This window comes from Streptomyces sp. NPDC127097 (assembly GCF_042724075.1).
In the GTDB taxonomy this organism is placed as follows: Bacteria; Actinomycetota; Actinomycetes; order Streptomycetales; family Streptomycetaceae; genus Streptomyces.
Genome location: NZ_JBHXFI010000078.1, coordinates 15,474 through 28,736, shown reverse-complemented (window position 1 = coordinate 28,736; position 13,263 = coordinate 15,474). Strand labels below are relative to the sequence as shown.

The 13,263-nt window shown below is 72.3% G+C and carries 13 protein-coding genes and 1 pseudogene; 7 read left to right on the top strand and 7 right to left on the bottom strand.

Annotation, left to right across the window (positions count from 1 at the left end; genetic code table 11):
• From ACFWJW_RS34775 to ACFWJW_RS34760, 4 genes and pseudogenes are all read left to right on the top strand, one after another.
• A pseudogene (locus tag ACFWJW_RS34775) lies at positions 1-85 on the top strand (2-hydroxy-3-oxopropionate reductase); the annotation flags it as partial.
• A gap of 325 nt (positions 86-410) precedes the next feature.
• Entirely contained in the window at positions 411-1,868 is a 1,458-nt protein-coding gene (locus tag ACFWJW_RS34770; protein WP_387248737.1) for a catalase, read from the top strand.
• Between the two features lie 460 nt (positions 1,869-2,328).
• Entirely contained in the window at positions 2,329-3,084 is a 756-nt protein-coding gene (locus tag ACFWJW_RS34765; protein ID WP_387248735.1) for a hypothetical protein, read from the top strand.
• A 105-nt stretch (positions 3,085-3,189) separates the two neighbouring features.
• Entirely contained in the window at positions 3,190-3,759 is a 570-nt protein-coding gene (locus ACFWJW_RS34760; protein WP_387248733.1) for a GNAT family N-acetyltransferase, read from the top strand.
• Positions 3,760-3,768: 9 nt separating this feature from the next.
• Here ACFWJW_RS34760 and ACFWJW_RS34755 read toward each other — a convergent pair whose 3' ends face one another.
• Positions 3,769-4,110, bottom strand: a complete 342-nt coding sequence (locus ACFWJW_RS34755) for a sulfurtransferase TusA family protein (RefSeq protein ID WP_387248731.1) — start codon at positions 4,108-4,110, stop codon at positions 3,769-3,771.
• Positions 4,107-4,982: a carboxylating nicotinate-nucleotide diphosphorylase gene (nadC, locus tag ACFWJW_RS34750; RefSeq protein WP_387248729.1), complete on the bottom strand. Its 876-nt coding sequence runs from the start codon at positions 4,980-4,982 to the stop codon at positions 4,107-4,109. Before nadC ends, ACFWJW_RS34755 begins: the two co-directional genes overlap by 4 nt.
• Before the next feature lie 255 nt (positions 4,983-5,237).
• Here nadC and ACFWJW_RS34745 point away from each other — a divergent pair, with 255 nt between their 5' ends.
• The gene (locus ACFWJW_RS34745) at positions 5,238-5,618 is read left to right on the top strand and encodes an MmcQ/YjbR family DNA-binding protein (protein ID WP_387248727.1); all 381 of its coding nucleotides are present in this window, start codon (positions 5,238-5,240) and stop codon (positions 5,616-5,618) included.
• 11 nt (positions 5,619-5,629) lie between these two features.
• Here ACFWJW_RS34745 and ACFWJW_RS34740 read toward each other — a convergent pair whose 3' ends face one another.
• Both ACFWJW_RS34740 and ACFWJW_RS34735 read right to left on the bottom strand, forming a co-directional pair.
• Positions 5,630-7,270: an AMP-binding protein gene (locus ACFWJW_RS34740; protein WP_387248725.1), complete on the bottom strand. Its 1,641-nt coding sequence runs from the start codon at positions 7,268-7,270 to the stop codon at positions 5,630-5,632.
• Positions 7,267-8,970, bottom strand: a complete 1,704-nt coding sequence (locus ACFWJW_RS34735) for an AMP-binding protein (RefSeq protein WP_387248723.1) — start codon at positions 8,968-8,970, stop codon at positions 7,267-7,269. Before ACFWJW_RS34735 ends, ACFWJW_RS34740 begins: the two co-directional genes overlap by 4 nt.
• A 92-nt stretch (positions 8,971-9,062) precedes the next feature.
• Here ACFWJW_RS34735 and ACFWJW_RS34730 point away from each other — a divergent pair, with 92 nt between their 5' ends.
• Positions 9,063-9,914 carry a response regulator transcription factor gene (locus tag ACFWJW_RS34730; protein ID WP_387248721.1) on the top strand — a complete coding sequence of 284 codons (852 nt, stop codon included), beginning with the start codon at positions 9,063-9,065 and terminating at the stop codon, positions 9,912-9,914.
• A 71-nt stretch (positions 9,915-9,985) separates the two neighbouring features.
• Here the strand turns inward: ACFWJW_RS34730 and dmpI are convergent, their stop codons facing one another.
• Both dmpI and ACFWJW_RS34720 read right to left on the bottom strand, forming a co-directional pair.
• On the bottom strand, positions 9,986-10,168 hold the full coding sequence (gene dmpI, locus ACFWJW_RS34725) for a 4-oxalocrotonate tautomerase DmpI (RefSeq protein ID WP_387248719.1): 183 nt from the start codon (positions 10,166-10,168) through the stop codon (positions 9,986-9,988).
• Between the two features lie 172 nt (positions 10,169-10,340).
• Positions 10,341-11,270, bottom strand: coding sequence for a LysR substrate-binding domain-containing protein (locus tag ACFWJW_RS34720; protein WP_387248717.1), 930 nt, complete (start codon positions 11,268-11,270; stop codon positions 10,341-10,343).
• Between the two features lie 118 nt (positions 11,271-11,388).
• On the opposite strand from ACFWJW_RS34720, the gene ACFWJW_RS34715 reads away from it, so the two are divergent.
• Positions 11,389-11,988, top strand: a complete 600-nt coding sequence (locus ACFWJW_RS34715) for a GNAT family N-acetyltransferase (protein WP_387248715.1) — start codon at positions 11,389-11,391, stop codon at positions 11,986-11,988.
• Here the strand turns inward: ACFWJW_RS34715 and ACFWJW_RS34710 are convergent.
• On the bottom strand, positions 11,969-13,231 hold the full coding sequence (locus tag ACFWJW_RS34710; RefSeq protein ID WP_387248713.1) for a GNAT family N-acetyltransferase: 1,263 nt from the start codon (positions 13,229-13,231) through the stop codon (positions 11,969-11,971). The two genes, ACFWJW_RS34715 and ACFWJW_RS34710, sit on opposite strands and share 20 nt — an antisense overlap.
• Positions 13,232-13,263: the final 32 nt, after the last annotated feature.

Here is a 13,263-nt window from a genome sequence, read left to right as displayed (position 1 = left end):
CCAACTCGTCGCCTCCCTGCGCGCCCAGGGCGACGGCGGCCTCGACCACTCCGCCCTCCTGCGCGGCGTCGAACGCCTCTCCGGACACACCACCGGCACCTCAGTCCACGGCGGCGCAGGGCCCCAGCTCGGGCCCTGCGCGCCGCCACGAGGAAGCCGTCCGCACGCGGCGACCCGGCTCCCGGAGGCCGGGGCCCCCTGACGCTTCCCTTCCCCTCCGCTTCCGGGCGGCGGCCGCGCCGACACTTGTCCTGTCGCGCCCAGGTGTGGCCGCCGCCCGGAACACCCCTGGACACCCCAGGTTTGTTTCAACAAACTGTTGACGTTTGGTCGGAGCCCTTCTTACGCTCCGACATGCGGAAGCCAACTTCCGCGCTCTCGTACGGAAGGTCACCATGTCGAAGCCCACGCTGACGGCGCGCTTTCTCACTACGGAGGCTGGCGCCCCCGTCGCCGACAACCAGAACTCCGCCACCGCCGGCGTCGGCGGCCCGCTCGTCCTCCAGGACCAGCACCTGCTGGAGAAGCTCGCCCGCTTCAACCGCGAGCGCATCCCGGAGCGCGTGGTGCACGCCCGTGGCTCCGGCGCGTACGGCTACTTCGAGGTGACCGACGACGTCACCGCCTTCACCCACGCCGGCTTCCTCGACACCGTCGGCAAGCGGACCGAGACGTTCATCCGCTTCTCGACCGTCGCCGACAGCCTCGGCGGCCCGGACGCGGCCCGTGACCCGCGTGGCTTCGCCCTGAAGTTCTACACCGAAGAGGGCAACTACGACCTCGTCGGCAACAACACCCCCGTGTTCTTCATCAAGGACCCGATCAAGTTCCCCGACTTCATCCACTCGCAGAAGCGCGACCCCTTCACGGGCAAGCAGGAGCCGGACAACGTCTGGGACTTCTGGGCCCACTCCCCCGAGGCCACCCACCAGATCACCTGGCTCATGGGCGACCGCGGCATCCCGGCCTCCTACCGCCACATGAACGGCTACGGCTCGCACACCTACCAGTGGACGAACGCCGAGGGCGAGGCATTCTTCGTCAAGTACCACTTCAAGACCAACCAGGGCATCCGCTGCCTGGACGCCGAGCAGGGCGCCGCGCTGTCCGGCTCGGACCCGAACAGCCACCAGACCGACCTGCTCCAGTCCATCGAGCGGGGCGTGTACCCCTCCTGGACGCTGTACGTGCAGATCATGCCGGCGGCCGAGGCGGCCGACTACCGCTTCAACCCCTTCGACCTGACGAAGGTGTGGCCGCACCGCGACTACCCGCTTCAGCGCGTGGGCCGGCTGGTCCTCGACCGCAACCCCGACAACGTCTTCGCCGAGGTCGAGCAGTCCGCGTTCTCCCCGAACAACTTCGTGCCGGGCATCGGCCCGTCCCCGGACAAGATGCTCCAGGGCCGGCTGTTCGCCTACGCCGACGCCCACCGCTACCGCCTGGGCGTCAACCACACCCAGCTGCCGGTGAACGCCCCCAAGGCGACCGAGGCCGCCAACTATGGCCGGGACGGCCTCATGGCGACCAACGGCTACGACCGGTACGCCAAGAACTACGAGCCCAACTCCTACAGCGGCCCGGTGCAGACCGGCCGGCCGCTCTCCGCCCCGCTCGCCGTCTCCGGCCACGTCGGCACCCATGAGGCGCCCGCGCACACCAAGGACGACGACTTCTTCCAGGCCGGTGAGCTCTACCGGCTGATGTCGGAGGACGAGAAGAAGCGGCTGGTGGACAACATCGCCGGCGGCCTCTCCCAGGTCGGCCGCGACGACGTGATCGAGAAGAACCTCGCCCACTTCCACGCCGCCGACACGGACTACGGCAAGCGCGTCGAGGCCAGGGTCCGCGAGCTGCGCGAGGACTGACGGGAGGTCAGTTCCTCGTGCTTCCGTACCGGCGGTCCATTGAGGGGTGCCGGCGGTACGGAGCGGGAGTGCGAGCTCCGCGGCATACGGGAGCACGCAGTGCGGTGGCAGCGCTCGCCCGACAGGAAGGGCGAGCCCGCTCCCCCGCCGCGGAGCCCGCCTCCCCCACCCCCAGACTCCGTCCGGCGGTGCGATGTCCGGTCGCGCCCGATTGCCCGCGCTGCCGGACGGAAACCACTACAGGGCCCGGCCTCCGTACGGTCACGGACGCCGGGCCCTGTCGCAGCACGGCGAGCCGTCCGCACCGCGACGCGCCCGCTCCGTGCGCCGTGACTCCCCTCGTTTCTCCCCCACCCGGCACTCACCGCCGCAATTCGGCCCCCGGCACCCGACTTTGGAGGGACCATGGGGGCAGCAGCAGATCCGACCTGTCTGCCGCCCGACCTGCCAGGAGCCGACCATGGCCGACAGCGTGCCGGTGCGGTGCCCCACGTGCCGCCGCGAGAACGCCTTCACCCCGCCCACCTTCCCGTGCGCCTGCGGGGCCCCGCTCACCATGCCCGTACTGCGCGGCGGGGTTCCCGTCGAGATACTCCACCGCACCTGGCAAGCCTCCTGGGTGGAGGTGCGCTGTGAGGTCTGCGGCCGGCAGGACGAGTGGCCGGCCCCGGAGTCCGGCTGCGCCTGCGGCACGGTCGTCCGGGTCCCCGTCGCCCCGGCGCCCGCCCTGCCGCCCCCGAACTTCCCGACCTCCGGCCCGCCCGCGCCGAAGCCCGCCCCGAAGTCCGCACCACCGCCGGCCGCCGACCCCGCACGCGCCCTCCTGCGGCCCGCGTTCCGCCCGGTCACCATCCGCACGGCCCGCGACTGCGTCACGGCCGCCGAGCAGTATCTGAAGTGGCTGGGCTACGCCGATGTCGCCCGCACCCAGGAACGCACCGCCTCCGGAGTGGACCTGCGCGGCACGGGCGTGGTCGCCCAGGTCGACCCGACCACCCGCGCTACCAAGCTGCGCGAGATCGAATGCGTCTGGCTCAACGGCCTCAACGACTCCGCCATAGCCGTCTTCTTCTCCCTCGCCGGCTACGCCCGGGACGCCCGCACCCGCGCCGACGACCTCCGCCTCCCCCTCTTCGTCATGGACCTCACCGGCACCCCACAACCGGTCAACGACCCGGCCGACGAACTGATCAGATATGGGGCGGCGGGGCGGTGAGGGGGCAGCCGGGGTGACCGTCGCCGGCACCCGCTGGACCGCCGCGGCCCCCACCCGCCACAAAACCCGCTCGCCCGCCTCCTCGGAACCGGCGACACTGGTCCCGTGATCATTCAGGTGCCCGCCCTCGACGAACTGCCCGTGCTGCGCGCCATCGAGCGTGCGGCCGGGGAGCCCTTCCGCGCTCTCGGCATGGCGGCGATCGCCGACGACGAGCCGCCGTCGATCGCACAGTTGACGGAGTTCCAGCGGGCGGGGCGGGCGCTGGCCGCGTACGAGGAAGCCGGGCCGGGCGGCGAGGGCGGCCGCCCGGTCGGCTATCTGCTGTGGGAGCCGGTCGACGGCTGCACCCATATCGAGCAGGTCTCGGTCCACCCGGAGTACGCCCACCGTGGCATCGGCCGGGCCCTCATCGACCGGGCGAGAAAGGCGGCTCCCCTGCCCTCAAGCCGCCGGGGGAAGGACGGCGGTCCGGTCGCGCTGACCCTCACCACCTTCACCGAGGTGCCGTGGAACGCCCCGTATTACGCCCGGATCGGATTCCGGGTGCTCCCCGAGGCCGAACTCACCCCGGGCCTACGGGCGATCCGCGCCCACGAGGCGGCGCTGGGGCTGGACCGCTGGCCGCGGGTGGCGATGCGCCGGGAGGCCGGCTGGGAGCGCGGGGAGGACTGAGACGGCCGGTCAGCGCTCCGTGTCCGCCTTCGGCCGGTCGTCCGTGCGCCACGGTGCGTCGGGGCGGGTGGGGCGGGCGTCGGCGGAGAGGCGGAGGGCATAGACGGTGCCGTCCGCGCCGTCGTTCGATATAGGGCCGAGATAGTGATGGCCGGTCATATGGCACCAGGCCGGCAGATCGAGCGGAGCCGCCGGATCGGTCGCGATGACATGCACGACCGTGCCCGGCCCGGCCTCGGCGATCTCGGCCCGCAGCCGCAGGAGGAGGGCCACGCAGAGCAGGCCGGTGCCGTCGACGGTGACGTCCGCCGCCGGTACGGGGCCGGGGGCCGTCGGCGAGATGCCGGTCATGCGCGGGGTGTCGCGGTCAGCAGCATGCTGAGGTCCAGGGCCGGGGCGCTGTGGGTGAGCGCGCCGATGGAGACCATGTCCACCCCGGCCTCGGCGATCGGCCGCAGTCGTTCCGGGGTGACTCCGCCGGAGGCTTCGAGGACGATTCCGGCACCGGGGGCGAGCTCCGCCCGGGCCCGGACGACCTGCCTGATCTCGTCGAGCGTCATGTCGTCGAGCATGATCCAGGGCACCCGCGCGCGCAGTGCTTCCTCCGCCTCCGCGACGGTCTCCACCTCGATGTCGATGAGCGTCTCCCGGCCCTCGGCCGCCATGCCGGCGCGGACCGCGTCGATCGCCGCGCTGACGCCGCCGGCGGCTGCCAGATGGTTCTCCTTGAGCAGCACCATGGCCGAGAGGTCGAGCCGGTGGCTGGTGCCGCCGCCGGACGTCACGGCGTACTTGTCCAGGGACCGCAGCCCGGGGGCCGTCTTGCGGGTGTCGAGGACCTTGGCGTCCAGGTCGGCGACCAGGTCCGCGTACTGCTTCGTCAGCGTGGCGATGCCGCACATGCGCTGGAGGAAATTCAGCGCGGTGCGTTCCCCGGTGATCAGGCTGCGCGCCTCGCCGGTGAGACGGACCAGCGTCCGGCCCGGTGAAACGAGCGTCCCTTCCGCCACCAGCACCTCCACCGTCACGTCGGGGTCGAGCTGGCGGAACACCTCGGAAACGGCGGGCAGTCCGCTGATCACCCCCGGCTGCTTCGCGATGATCTCGGCCTGCGCACGCAGCCCCGCGGGCACACTCCAGCGGGTGGTGACATCGTCCCGGCAGCCGTCCTCGGCGAGCGCACGGGCGACGGCGTCGCGTACCGCTAACGCAGGGAAATCCATTGCTCCTCATTTCTGTGTGGTGCGGACTCGGGCGCCCGTTCCGGGAGTTGACGGCGTACCGCTGCGCGCCGCTCCGCTTCCGGACGACCGACTCTGCTTCGATTTCAGAAACAGTACTCCCCCTTCGGTGATTTGAGAATCGATACCCGGGAGGGAGCGGAGAGGCCCGGGAGCGCCCGGCCGGCTCCGTGAAACGTGGCGGCCGGGTGCGCCCGCCACGCCCGCGACCGGCCCCCGGCCGGGGAGAATGTGAGCATGATCGACGCGAATGCCCTGCGGGCCGTCTGCCTGGATTTCAACGGTGCGACCGAGGAATTCCCCTTCCCGCGGCACCCTGATGTGTCCACCTTCAAGGTCGGCGGCAAGATCTTCGCGCTGACGACGCTGACGGATGCGCCGCTGACCGTGAGCCTCAAGTGCGAGCCCGAGCTGGCGGAGCGGCTGCGGGCGGCGCACCCCGAGGTGGTGCCGGGCTACCACCTCAACAAGCGGCACTGGAACACCGTTTCCCTGGACGGGGACCTTCCCGACCGGCTGGTGCTGGACATGATCGAGGACTCGTACGACCTCGTGGTCGCCTCGCTGCCCAAGGCGCAGCGGCTGCTGCTGGACTGGCCGGGAGAGCGGCGGGGCTGAACACCACCGAATCACCGCGGCACCCGTCCCAGCCCCTTCGCCAGCCGCTCACGCAGTTCGATCTTGCGGACCTTGCCGCTGACGGTCATCGGGAAGGCGTCGAGGATCTCCAGGTGGCGCGGCACCTTGTAGTGGGCGAGGCGGGAGCGGCAGTAGGCGGCCAACTCGTCCTGAGTGAGCGGGTCTTCGGGATCGCGGAGGATGACGCAGGCGGCGATCTCCTCGCCGTATTTCTCGTCGGGGACGCCGACGACCTGGACATCGGCGATCTTGGGGTGGGAGTAGAGGAACTCCTCGATCTCGCGCGGGTAGACGTTCTCACCGCCCCTGATGATCATGTCCTTGATGCGGCCGACGATCCGGACGTAGCCGTCGTCGTTCATCACCGCGAGATCACCGGTGTGCATCCACCGGGCCGGGTCGATGACCTCGGCGGTGCGCTCGGGTTCCGCCCAGTAGCCGAGCATCACGCTGTAGCCGCGGGTGCGCAGTTCGCCGGGGGTGCCGCGGGGCACGGTCACCCCGCTCGCCGGATCGGCGACCTTCACCTCGATGTGCGGCAGCACCCGGCCGACGGTCCCGGTGCGGTGGGCGAGGTCGTCGTCCCGGCGGGTCTGGGTGGAGACCGGTGAGGTCTCGGTCATGCCGTAGCAGATGGAGACCTCGGTCATGTGCATCTCGGTGACCACCCGCTTCATCACCTCCTCGGGGCACGGCGAGCCCGCCATGATGCCGGTGCGCAGCGAGGAGAGGTCGTAGGAGGCGAAGTCGGGGTGGTTGAGCTCGGCGATGAACATGGTGGGGACGCCGTAGAGGGAGGTGCAGCGTTCGTCCTGGACGGCCCGCAGGGTGGCGGCGGCCTCGAAGGCGGGGCCAGGGATGACGATGCAGGCGCCGTGCGAGGTGCTGCCGAGGTTGCCCATGACCATGCCGAAGCAGTGGTAGAAGGGCACCGGCAGACACACCCGGTCCTGTTCGGTGTAGGCGAGGGTCTCGCCGACCCAGTAGCCGTTGTTGAGGATGTTGTGGTGGGAGAGGGTGGCACCCTTGGGGAAGCCGGTGGTGCCCGAGGTGTACTGGATGTTGACCGGGTCGTCGGCGGTCAGCTCCTGTTCGCGGGCGGTGAGCCGTTGGGGCGGGACGGTGGCGCCGGCCGCCAGCAGTGCGCCCCAGGTGTCGTCGCCGAGGTAGATCACCTCGCGCAGCTCCGGGCTCTCGGCACGTACCTGCTCGACCATCCCGCGGTAGTCGCTGGTCTTGTGGTGCGTCGCGGACACCAGGACGCTGATGCCGGCCTGCCGCAGGACGTAGCCCAACTCGTGGACGCGATAGGCGGGGTTGACATTGACGAGGATCGCGCCGATACGGGCGGTGGCGTACTGGACGAGGACCCACTCGGCGCAGTTGGGTGCCCAGATGCCGACCCGGTCGCCCTTGGCGACGCCCTTGGCGAGCAGGCCGAGCGCCACCTCGTCGACCGCGCGGCCCAGTTCGGCGTAGCTCCAGCGGCGGCCGCTCGCCACTTCGACCAGCGCCTCCCGGTCGCCGAACCGGGCGATGGTGCGGGTCAGATCGGTGCCGATGGTGTGGCCGAGCAGCGGCCGCCCGGCGGTCCCACTGGCGTACGACAGCTCCGGCTGCTGCTGGTTCATCGGTGGTTCTCCTCCCAGTACTCGGCGCCGCCGTCGCCCTGCGCGGTGCGTTCACGCAGCTCGATACGGCGGATCTTGCCGGAGACGGTCTTCGGCAGCTCGGCGAACTCCAGCCGCCGGATGCGCTTGTAGGGGGCCAGCACCGCACGGGAGTGCTCGAAGATCAGCTTCGCGGTCTCCGGGCCGGGCGACCACCCGGCCGCCAGCACCACATACGCCTTGGGCACGGCCAGCCGCAGCGGATCGGGAGCCGGCACCACGGCGGCCTCGGCGACCGCCTCGTGCTCCAGCAGGGCGCTCTCCAGCTCGAACGGGGAGATCTTGTAGTCGGACGCCTTGAAGACGTCGTCGGCGCGTCCGATGTAGGTGATCCAGCCGTCGCGGTCGCGGCTGCCGATGTCGCCGGTGCGGTAGTAGCCGTCGGCCATCGCCTCCGCGGTGCGTGCCGGGTCCCCGTGGTAGCCGGTCATCAGGCCGACCGGCCGGGCGGAGAGGTCGAGGGCGATCTCCCCCTCGTCGCCGGGCTCGCCGCTGACCGGGTCGAGGAGGACGACGTCGAAACCGGGGGTGGGACGGCCCATGGAGCCCGGCTTGACGGTCTGACCAGGGGTGTTGGCCACCTGGACGGCGGTCTCGGTCTGCCCGAAGCCGTCCCGGATGGTGACGCCCCAGGACTGCCGCACCTGCTCGATGATCTCCGGGTTGAGCGGTTCACCGGCCGCGACGATCTCCCGCGGCGGTTGGCGGAGCGCGGACAGATCGGCCTGGATGAGCATCCGCCAGACGGTCGGCGGGGCGCAGAAGCTGGTGACCTGGGCCCGGTCCATCTCCGCCATCAGCCGGGCCGCGTCGAAGCGGGTGTAGTTGTGGAGGAAGACGGTGGCCTCGGCGTTCCAGGGCGCGAAGAGATTGGACCAGGCGTGCTTGGCCCATCCGGGCGAGGAGATGTTCAGATGCACATCGCCGGGCCGCAGACCGATCCAGTACATCGTCGCGAGATGCCCGATCGGGTACGAGGCGTGGGTGTGCTCGACGAGCTTGGGGCGCGCGGTGGTGCCGGAGGTGAAGTAGAGCATCAGGGCGTCGTCCGCCCGGGTGGGCCCGCCCGGCTCGAAGGTCTCGGGGCCGTCGTACGCGTCCTCGTACGCCAGCCAGCCGTCCGGCGCACCGCCGACCGCGATCCGGGAGTAGTCGCCCGCCACCCCGTCGAACTTGGCGGTGTCGGCGGCGCGCACGATGACGTGCCGGGCGTGGCCGCGGTCGATCCGGTCGGCGAGGTCGGCGGTGCCCAGCAGCGGCGTCGCGGGGATGACGACGGCGCGCAGCTTCATCGCGGCGAGCGCGGTCTCCCACAGCTCCACCTGATTGCCGAGCATCATGACGATGCGGTCACCGGCCCGCACCCCCTGGCCGGACAGCCAGTTGGCGGCCTGGTCGGAGCGGCGGCGCATGGCGTCGAAGCTCAGCCGGGTCTCACTGCCGTCCTCCTCGACGAGGTGCAGCGCGGTGCGGTCATTGCCGTGGGCGATGGTGTCGAACCAGTCCAGCGCCCAGTTGAAGTGCTCCGGGCGCGGCCAGTGGAACGCCGCGCGGGCCGCGGCATAGTCCTCCCGGTGCCGCAGCAGCAGATCCCGCGCCGCCCGGAACTCCTCGGTGGCGGCCGGCGCGCGCCCCGTCGCACCGGATTCCGTGTCCGTCATATGTCCTCCTCATTGCCGCACCGCTACCTGCCATCGTGTAATCAGTGGCCCAGGTCTCACCACCCCCGAATGGGGGGAAGCGGAGGTTCGGCGTGCGGCTCGACCCGGATGCCCACGAGACGGCGGACGTACGGGCGGCGCTGTCGCGGCTGCGGCGGGACAGCGGGCTGCCGGTGGCGTTCGGCGGTCTGCGGGCCGGTGCGGGGCACTACCGCATCAACGAGCTGGCCGGTACGGAGACCGCGGTGCTGCGCGGCCTGGACATCGTGCGGGGCAACGGGCTGGGCGGGAAGGCCGTGGCGCTGTCCCGCCCGCTCGCGGTCACCGACTACAGCGCCTCATCGGTGATCAGCCATGAGTACGACGCGGCGGTGGCCGCCGAGGGGCTGCGCTCGGTGCTCGCCGTACCGGTGATCGTCCGGCGCCGGGTGCGCGGGGTGCTGTACGGGGCGCTGCGCCGCCCGGTACGGCTCGGCGACCGTCCGCTCTCGGCCGCCATGGACGTGGCACGGGAGCTGGAACAGGCACTCCTGCTCCAGGACGAGGCCGCGCGGCTGCTGTCGGTGGCCCAGGGGGCTCCATCCACCGCCGACGATCCGGCCCGGTGGGAAGAGGTCCGCGAGGCACACGGCGAGCTGCGCGGCCTGGCCCAGCGGGTCGGCGATCCGCTGCTGCGCCAGCAGCTCCTGGCGGCCTGCGCCCGGCTCGCCACGGCCTCCTCCCGCCGCCCCGGCACGGACGCCGCGGCCCCCGCCCTCTCCCCACGCGAACTGGACGTACTGGCCTGCGTCGCAACGGGCGCCACGAACGCGGAGGTGGCGGAGCGCCTGACCCTCGGCCCGGAAACCGTGAAGAGCTACCTCCGCTCCGCCATGCGCAAGCTGGGCACCCACACCCGCCTTCAAGCAGTGGTCGCGGCGCGGCGGGCGGGGGTGTTGCCGTAGGGCGGGCGGGGGCTACCTGACGGGCGGCGCTCCGGCCCTCCCCCGTGAAGGCCGGACCGCCCGTCCGACGGCTACTTGTCGGCAGTCAAAGTCCCCGCCGCGCCCCAGCTGTCGGCGGGGACTTCCTGGATCCAGACCGTCACGGTCTCGGCGGGGATGCGGTACGCGTCCACGAACGCATCGGTGATCTGCTTGACGAGCTCCCGCTTCAGTTCGACGCTGCGCGGGCCCTGCTGAACGGTGACCGTGGGCATGAGGAACTCCCTCTTTGAGGAAGGCCGTTGGGCAACGAGAGGACGCAGAGGTTCATGGTGTTGCCCGGCCTGGGGGCCCGGGTTCTCCCCGGGTTTCCGGTGGTTGACCGGCGTGTCCTCAGTCCATCGCGAACGGCGCGTGCGACCAAGAAGCGGATCGTGCACACAGCGATCACCGATCGAGATCGAGCGCCCCGCTCCCGTCCGGCGCCGTACAGGCCCGCAGCAGCGGCTCCACCCCGGCGGGCGGGTCGGTCCGGCGCACCGCGAGTGAGGTGGTGAGTTCCATGCCCGGGTCGCGGAACGGGAGGAAGGCGACCCGGGGGGTGCTCAGCCGGCGGGCGTGCGAGGCGTAGACGACGGTCCACAGTCCGTCCTCCGGGCCGCGGGCGCCGATCGCGGTCAGGGTGTCGTCCAACGAGCCGTAGACGGGGCCCGGCACGGGGACGAAGCCGGCGTCGTGGCAGGCGTTGACGACCAGGTCGACCAGGGCGCGGTTGTTGCGGCGCGCGGTCAGCACCAGCGGTACGGGACCGAGTTCGGCGAGCGCGACCGGGCCGGGGGCGGCGGCCAGGGGGTGCCGGGCCGGGACGACCGCCACCAGCGGGTCCTGCCACAGCGGGACGAAGCGCAGCCCGTCCCGGCCGGCGTCATCCGGATCGCCGCGGAGGAACGCGGCGTCCAGCTCGCCGGACGCCACCCGGTCGAGCCGGTCCCGGGCCCGTACGGCCACCAGCTCCACCCGGGTCTCCGGGGCGAGGCGGGCCAGGGTGTCCAGCACCCGGTCGAGGTGGGCGCCCAGGCCCGTGCTCGTGCCCAGGCGCAGGGTGGCACCCCGTCCGCCGGTCAGCTCGGCGACGGCGGCGCGGGCCCGTTCCTCGGCGGCGAGCAGCGCCCGCGCCTCCGGCAGGAACCGCTCGCCGACGGCCGTCAGCCGCACCTGGCGGGCCGAACGGTCGAACAGCTCGGTCTGCAACTCCCGCTCCAGCCGCCGGATCTGCTGGCTCACCGCCGACTGGACGATATGCAGCCGCTCCGCCGCCCGCCCGAAATGCAGCTCCTGCGCCACCGTGACGAAGTACCGCACCTGCCGCAGCTCCACGCCTCTCCCCTCCCGGCCGGCCCACTCCCCCGTGCCCGGCCGCACCCTCGCTCCGGGCGGCGCACCCCGGCCGGACAATTGCCTTGCCGCGATGCCGCCGCCCGGACATCATCCCCCCATGATCGACGCCACCGCACTCGCCGAGAAGCCGGTGCTCACCGGCCCCCGGGTCCGTCTCGCCCCGCTGGCCATCCGGCATGCGGCGGCCTTCCACACCGCCTGCCAGGACCCGGAGACGCGCCGGCTGACCGGCACCCACCATGACTTCACGCTCGCGGAGTTGCAGACGTGGTGCGCCGGCAGCGCCGACCGCGCGGACCGTCTGGACCTCGCCATCGAGGACCGGGAAACCGGTGACTTCCTCGGCGAACTCGCCCTGAGCCAGATCGATCCGCCGAACGCCCACGGCAGCTTCCGGATCGCCCTCGTCCCGGACGCCACCGACCGCGGCATCGGCAGCGAGGCCACCCGGCTGCTGCTCGACCACGCCTTCGACCGGGTGGGCCTGCACCGGGTACAGCTGGAGGTCTACGACTACAACCCGCGCGCCCGCCGGGCGTACGAGAAGTGCGGCTTCGAGGTGGAGGGCCGGCTGCGCGAGGCCCTCTTCTGGGACGGCACCTGGCACGACGTGCTGGTGATGGCGGCGCTGCGGTCCCGGCGGGGTGGGGGCGGGGAGACGGGCACGGGCGGGGGGCTCAGTAGTTCTCCCCGGTGAACGGCAGCCACTCCGTCGCCAGCGCGGCGTCCAGTTGGCGGGCCGCGCCCGGGGTGTGTTCGGTGAGCAGTCCGGCGTGGACGAAGTGGCGCAGGGGGGTGGCGCCGAGGTAGCAGGACGCCAACTCCCGGACGTCCAGGGAGAGATCGGGGGCCTCGGTGGTGGGATGCCAGGTGGCGCCGTCGGGGCCGGCGGTCAGGCGGAAGCGGCCCGCGTTGGCCGGGAGGGCGGGGTCGCGCAGGTCGAGGACGAGGTCGACGGGGGCCGCCCAGGAGCGGGTGGTCAGCGCGGCGCGGACGTCCACGAGCCGGAGCCACAGGGAGGGTTCCTGGCCGGTGACGCGCACCTGGTCGCGGTCGGCGGCGAGGTGCAGGAGCGGGTCGTCGGCGGGGCGGGCCGGGACCCGTACCGCCGAGGTGAGGTCGATCGAGGCGAGGTAGGACCAGAGGGCGGCGGCGACGGGGGCGGACTCCGCCTCCAGTTCGTCGACGAGGACCACTCCGGGGCGGTCCTCGCCCGGGCCGCGGGTGCGGTAGACGGCATAGCCGGCGGGGGTCTCGCCGGGGTCGCCCAGCGTCACCACCCGCGCGGCGCCGAAGCCGTCCCGGTCGTCGCCGCCGCGCGACCCGTCGAGGTCCAGCACATGCTCGCGCCACCAGGCCGCGTCGCGGGTGAAGCGGCCGGCGCGCTGCGGCAGGGTCGCGTCGTAGCGCGGGGCGAGCACGGTGGGCGCGTCGACCGGGTCGATCAGCCGCAGCGGGCGGCGGTCGGGGGCGACGCGCAGCGCGAGCGGGCGCGAGGAGTCGATCTCGACGCGGTACGACTCGGTGGCGGCGCCGTAGCCGAAGCGGCCGTAGATGGCGCTCTCGGACGCCCAGAGGCAGGACACCGGCCGGCCCTCGTCGGCGCAGCGGCGCCAGAGTTCGTCCAGCATCGCGGTGAGGATGCCGCGGCGCCGGTGGGTGGGCGCGACGGAGACGAAGTCCAGTGCGGCGCAAGGGAGTTGACCACCCGGCACGGTGAGGGTGACGCGGTGCGCGCCGGCCACCCCGTTCAGCCGCCCGTCGTCGTAGGCACCGATACGGGTGCAGTCGTGCAGCATCCTGCGGTGGTATGCGCGGGTCTTGTCGGCGGGCTTGAGGTGGAAGGCGAGGTGGACCAGGTCCAGGGCCTGGTCGAGGTCGGCCTCGGGGATGTCCCGGAGGGCCGTGGTCGCGCGCGCGTGGTCGTCGTCACTGGTCACCCCGGGACGCTAACCCGGCGCCCCGGAAGCTT

What these genes read in the sequence shown, in the direction of transcription:
- ACFWJW_RS34745 (WP_387248727.1), top strand. Translation starts at nt 5,238, where the DNA reads ATGATCGACGCGAATGCCCTGCGGGCCGTCTGCCTGGATTTCAACGGT.
- dmpI (WP_387248719.1), bottom strand. Translation starts at nt 10,168, where the DNA reads ATGCCCACGGTCACCGTTCAGCAGGGCCCGCGCAGCGTCGAACTGAAG.
- ACFWJW_RS34735 (WP_387248723.1), bottom strand. Translation starts at nt 8,970, where the DNA reads ATGACGGACACGGAATCCGGTGCGACGGGGCGCGCGCCGGCCGCCACC.
- ACFWJW_RS34765 (WP_387248735.1), top strand. Translation starts at nt 2,329, where the DNA reads ATGGCCGACAGCGTGCCGGTGCGGTGCCCCACGTGCCGCCGCGAGAAC.
- nadC (WP_387248729.1), bottom strand. Translation starts at nt 4,982, where the DNA reads ATGGATTTCCCTGCGTTAGCGGTACGCGACGCCGTCGCCCGTGCGCTC.
- ACFWJW_RS34755 (WP_387248731.1), bottom strand. Translation starts at nt 4,110, where the DNA reads ATGACCGGCATCTCGCCGACGGCCCCCGGCCCCGTACCGGCGGCGGAC.
- ACFWJW_RS34740 (WP_387248725.1), bottom strand. Translation starts at nt 7,270, where the DNA reads ATGAACCAGCAGCAGCCGGAGCTGTCGTACGCCAGTGGGACCGCCGGG.
- ACFWJW_RS34715 (WP_387248715.1), top strand. Translation starts at nt 11,389, where the DNA reads ATGATCGACGCCACCGCACTCGCCGAGAAGCCGGTGCTCACCGGCCCC.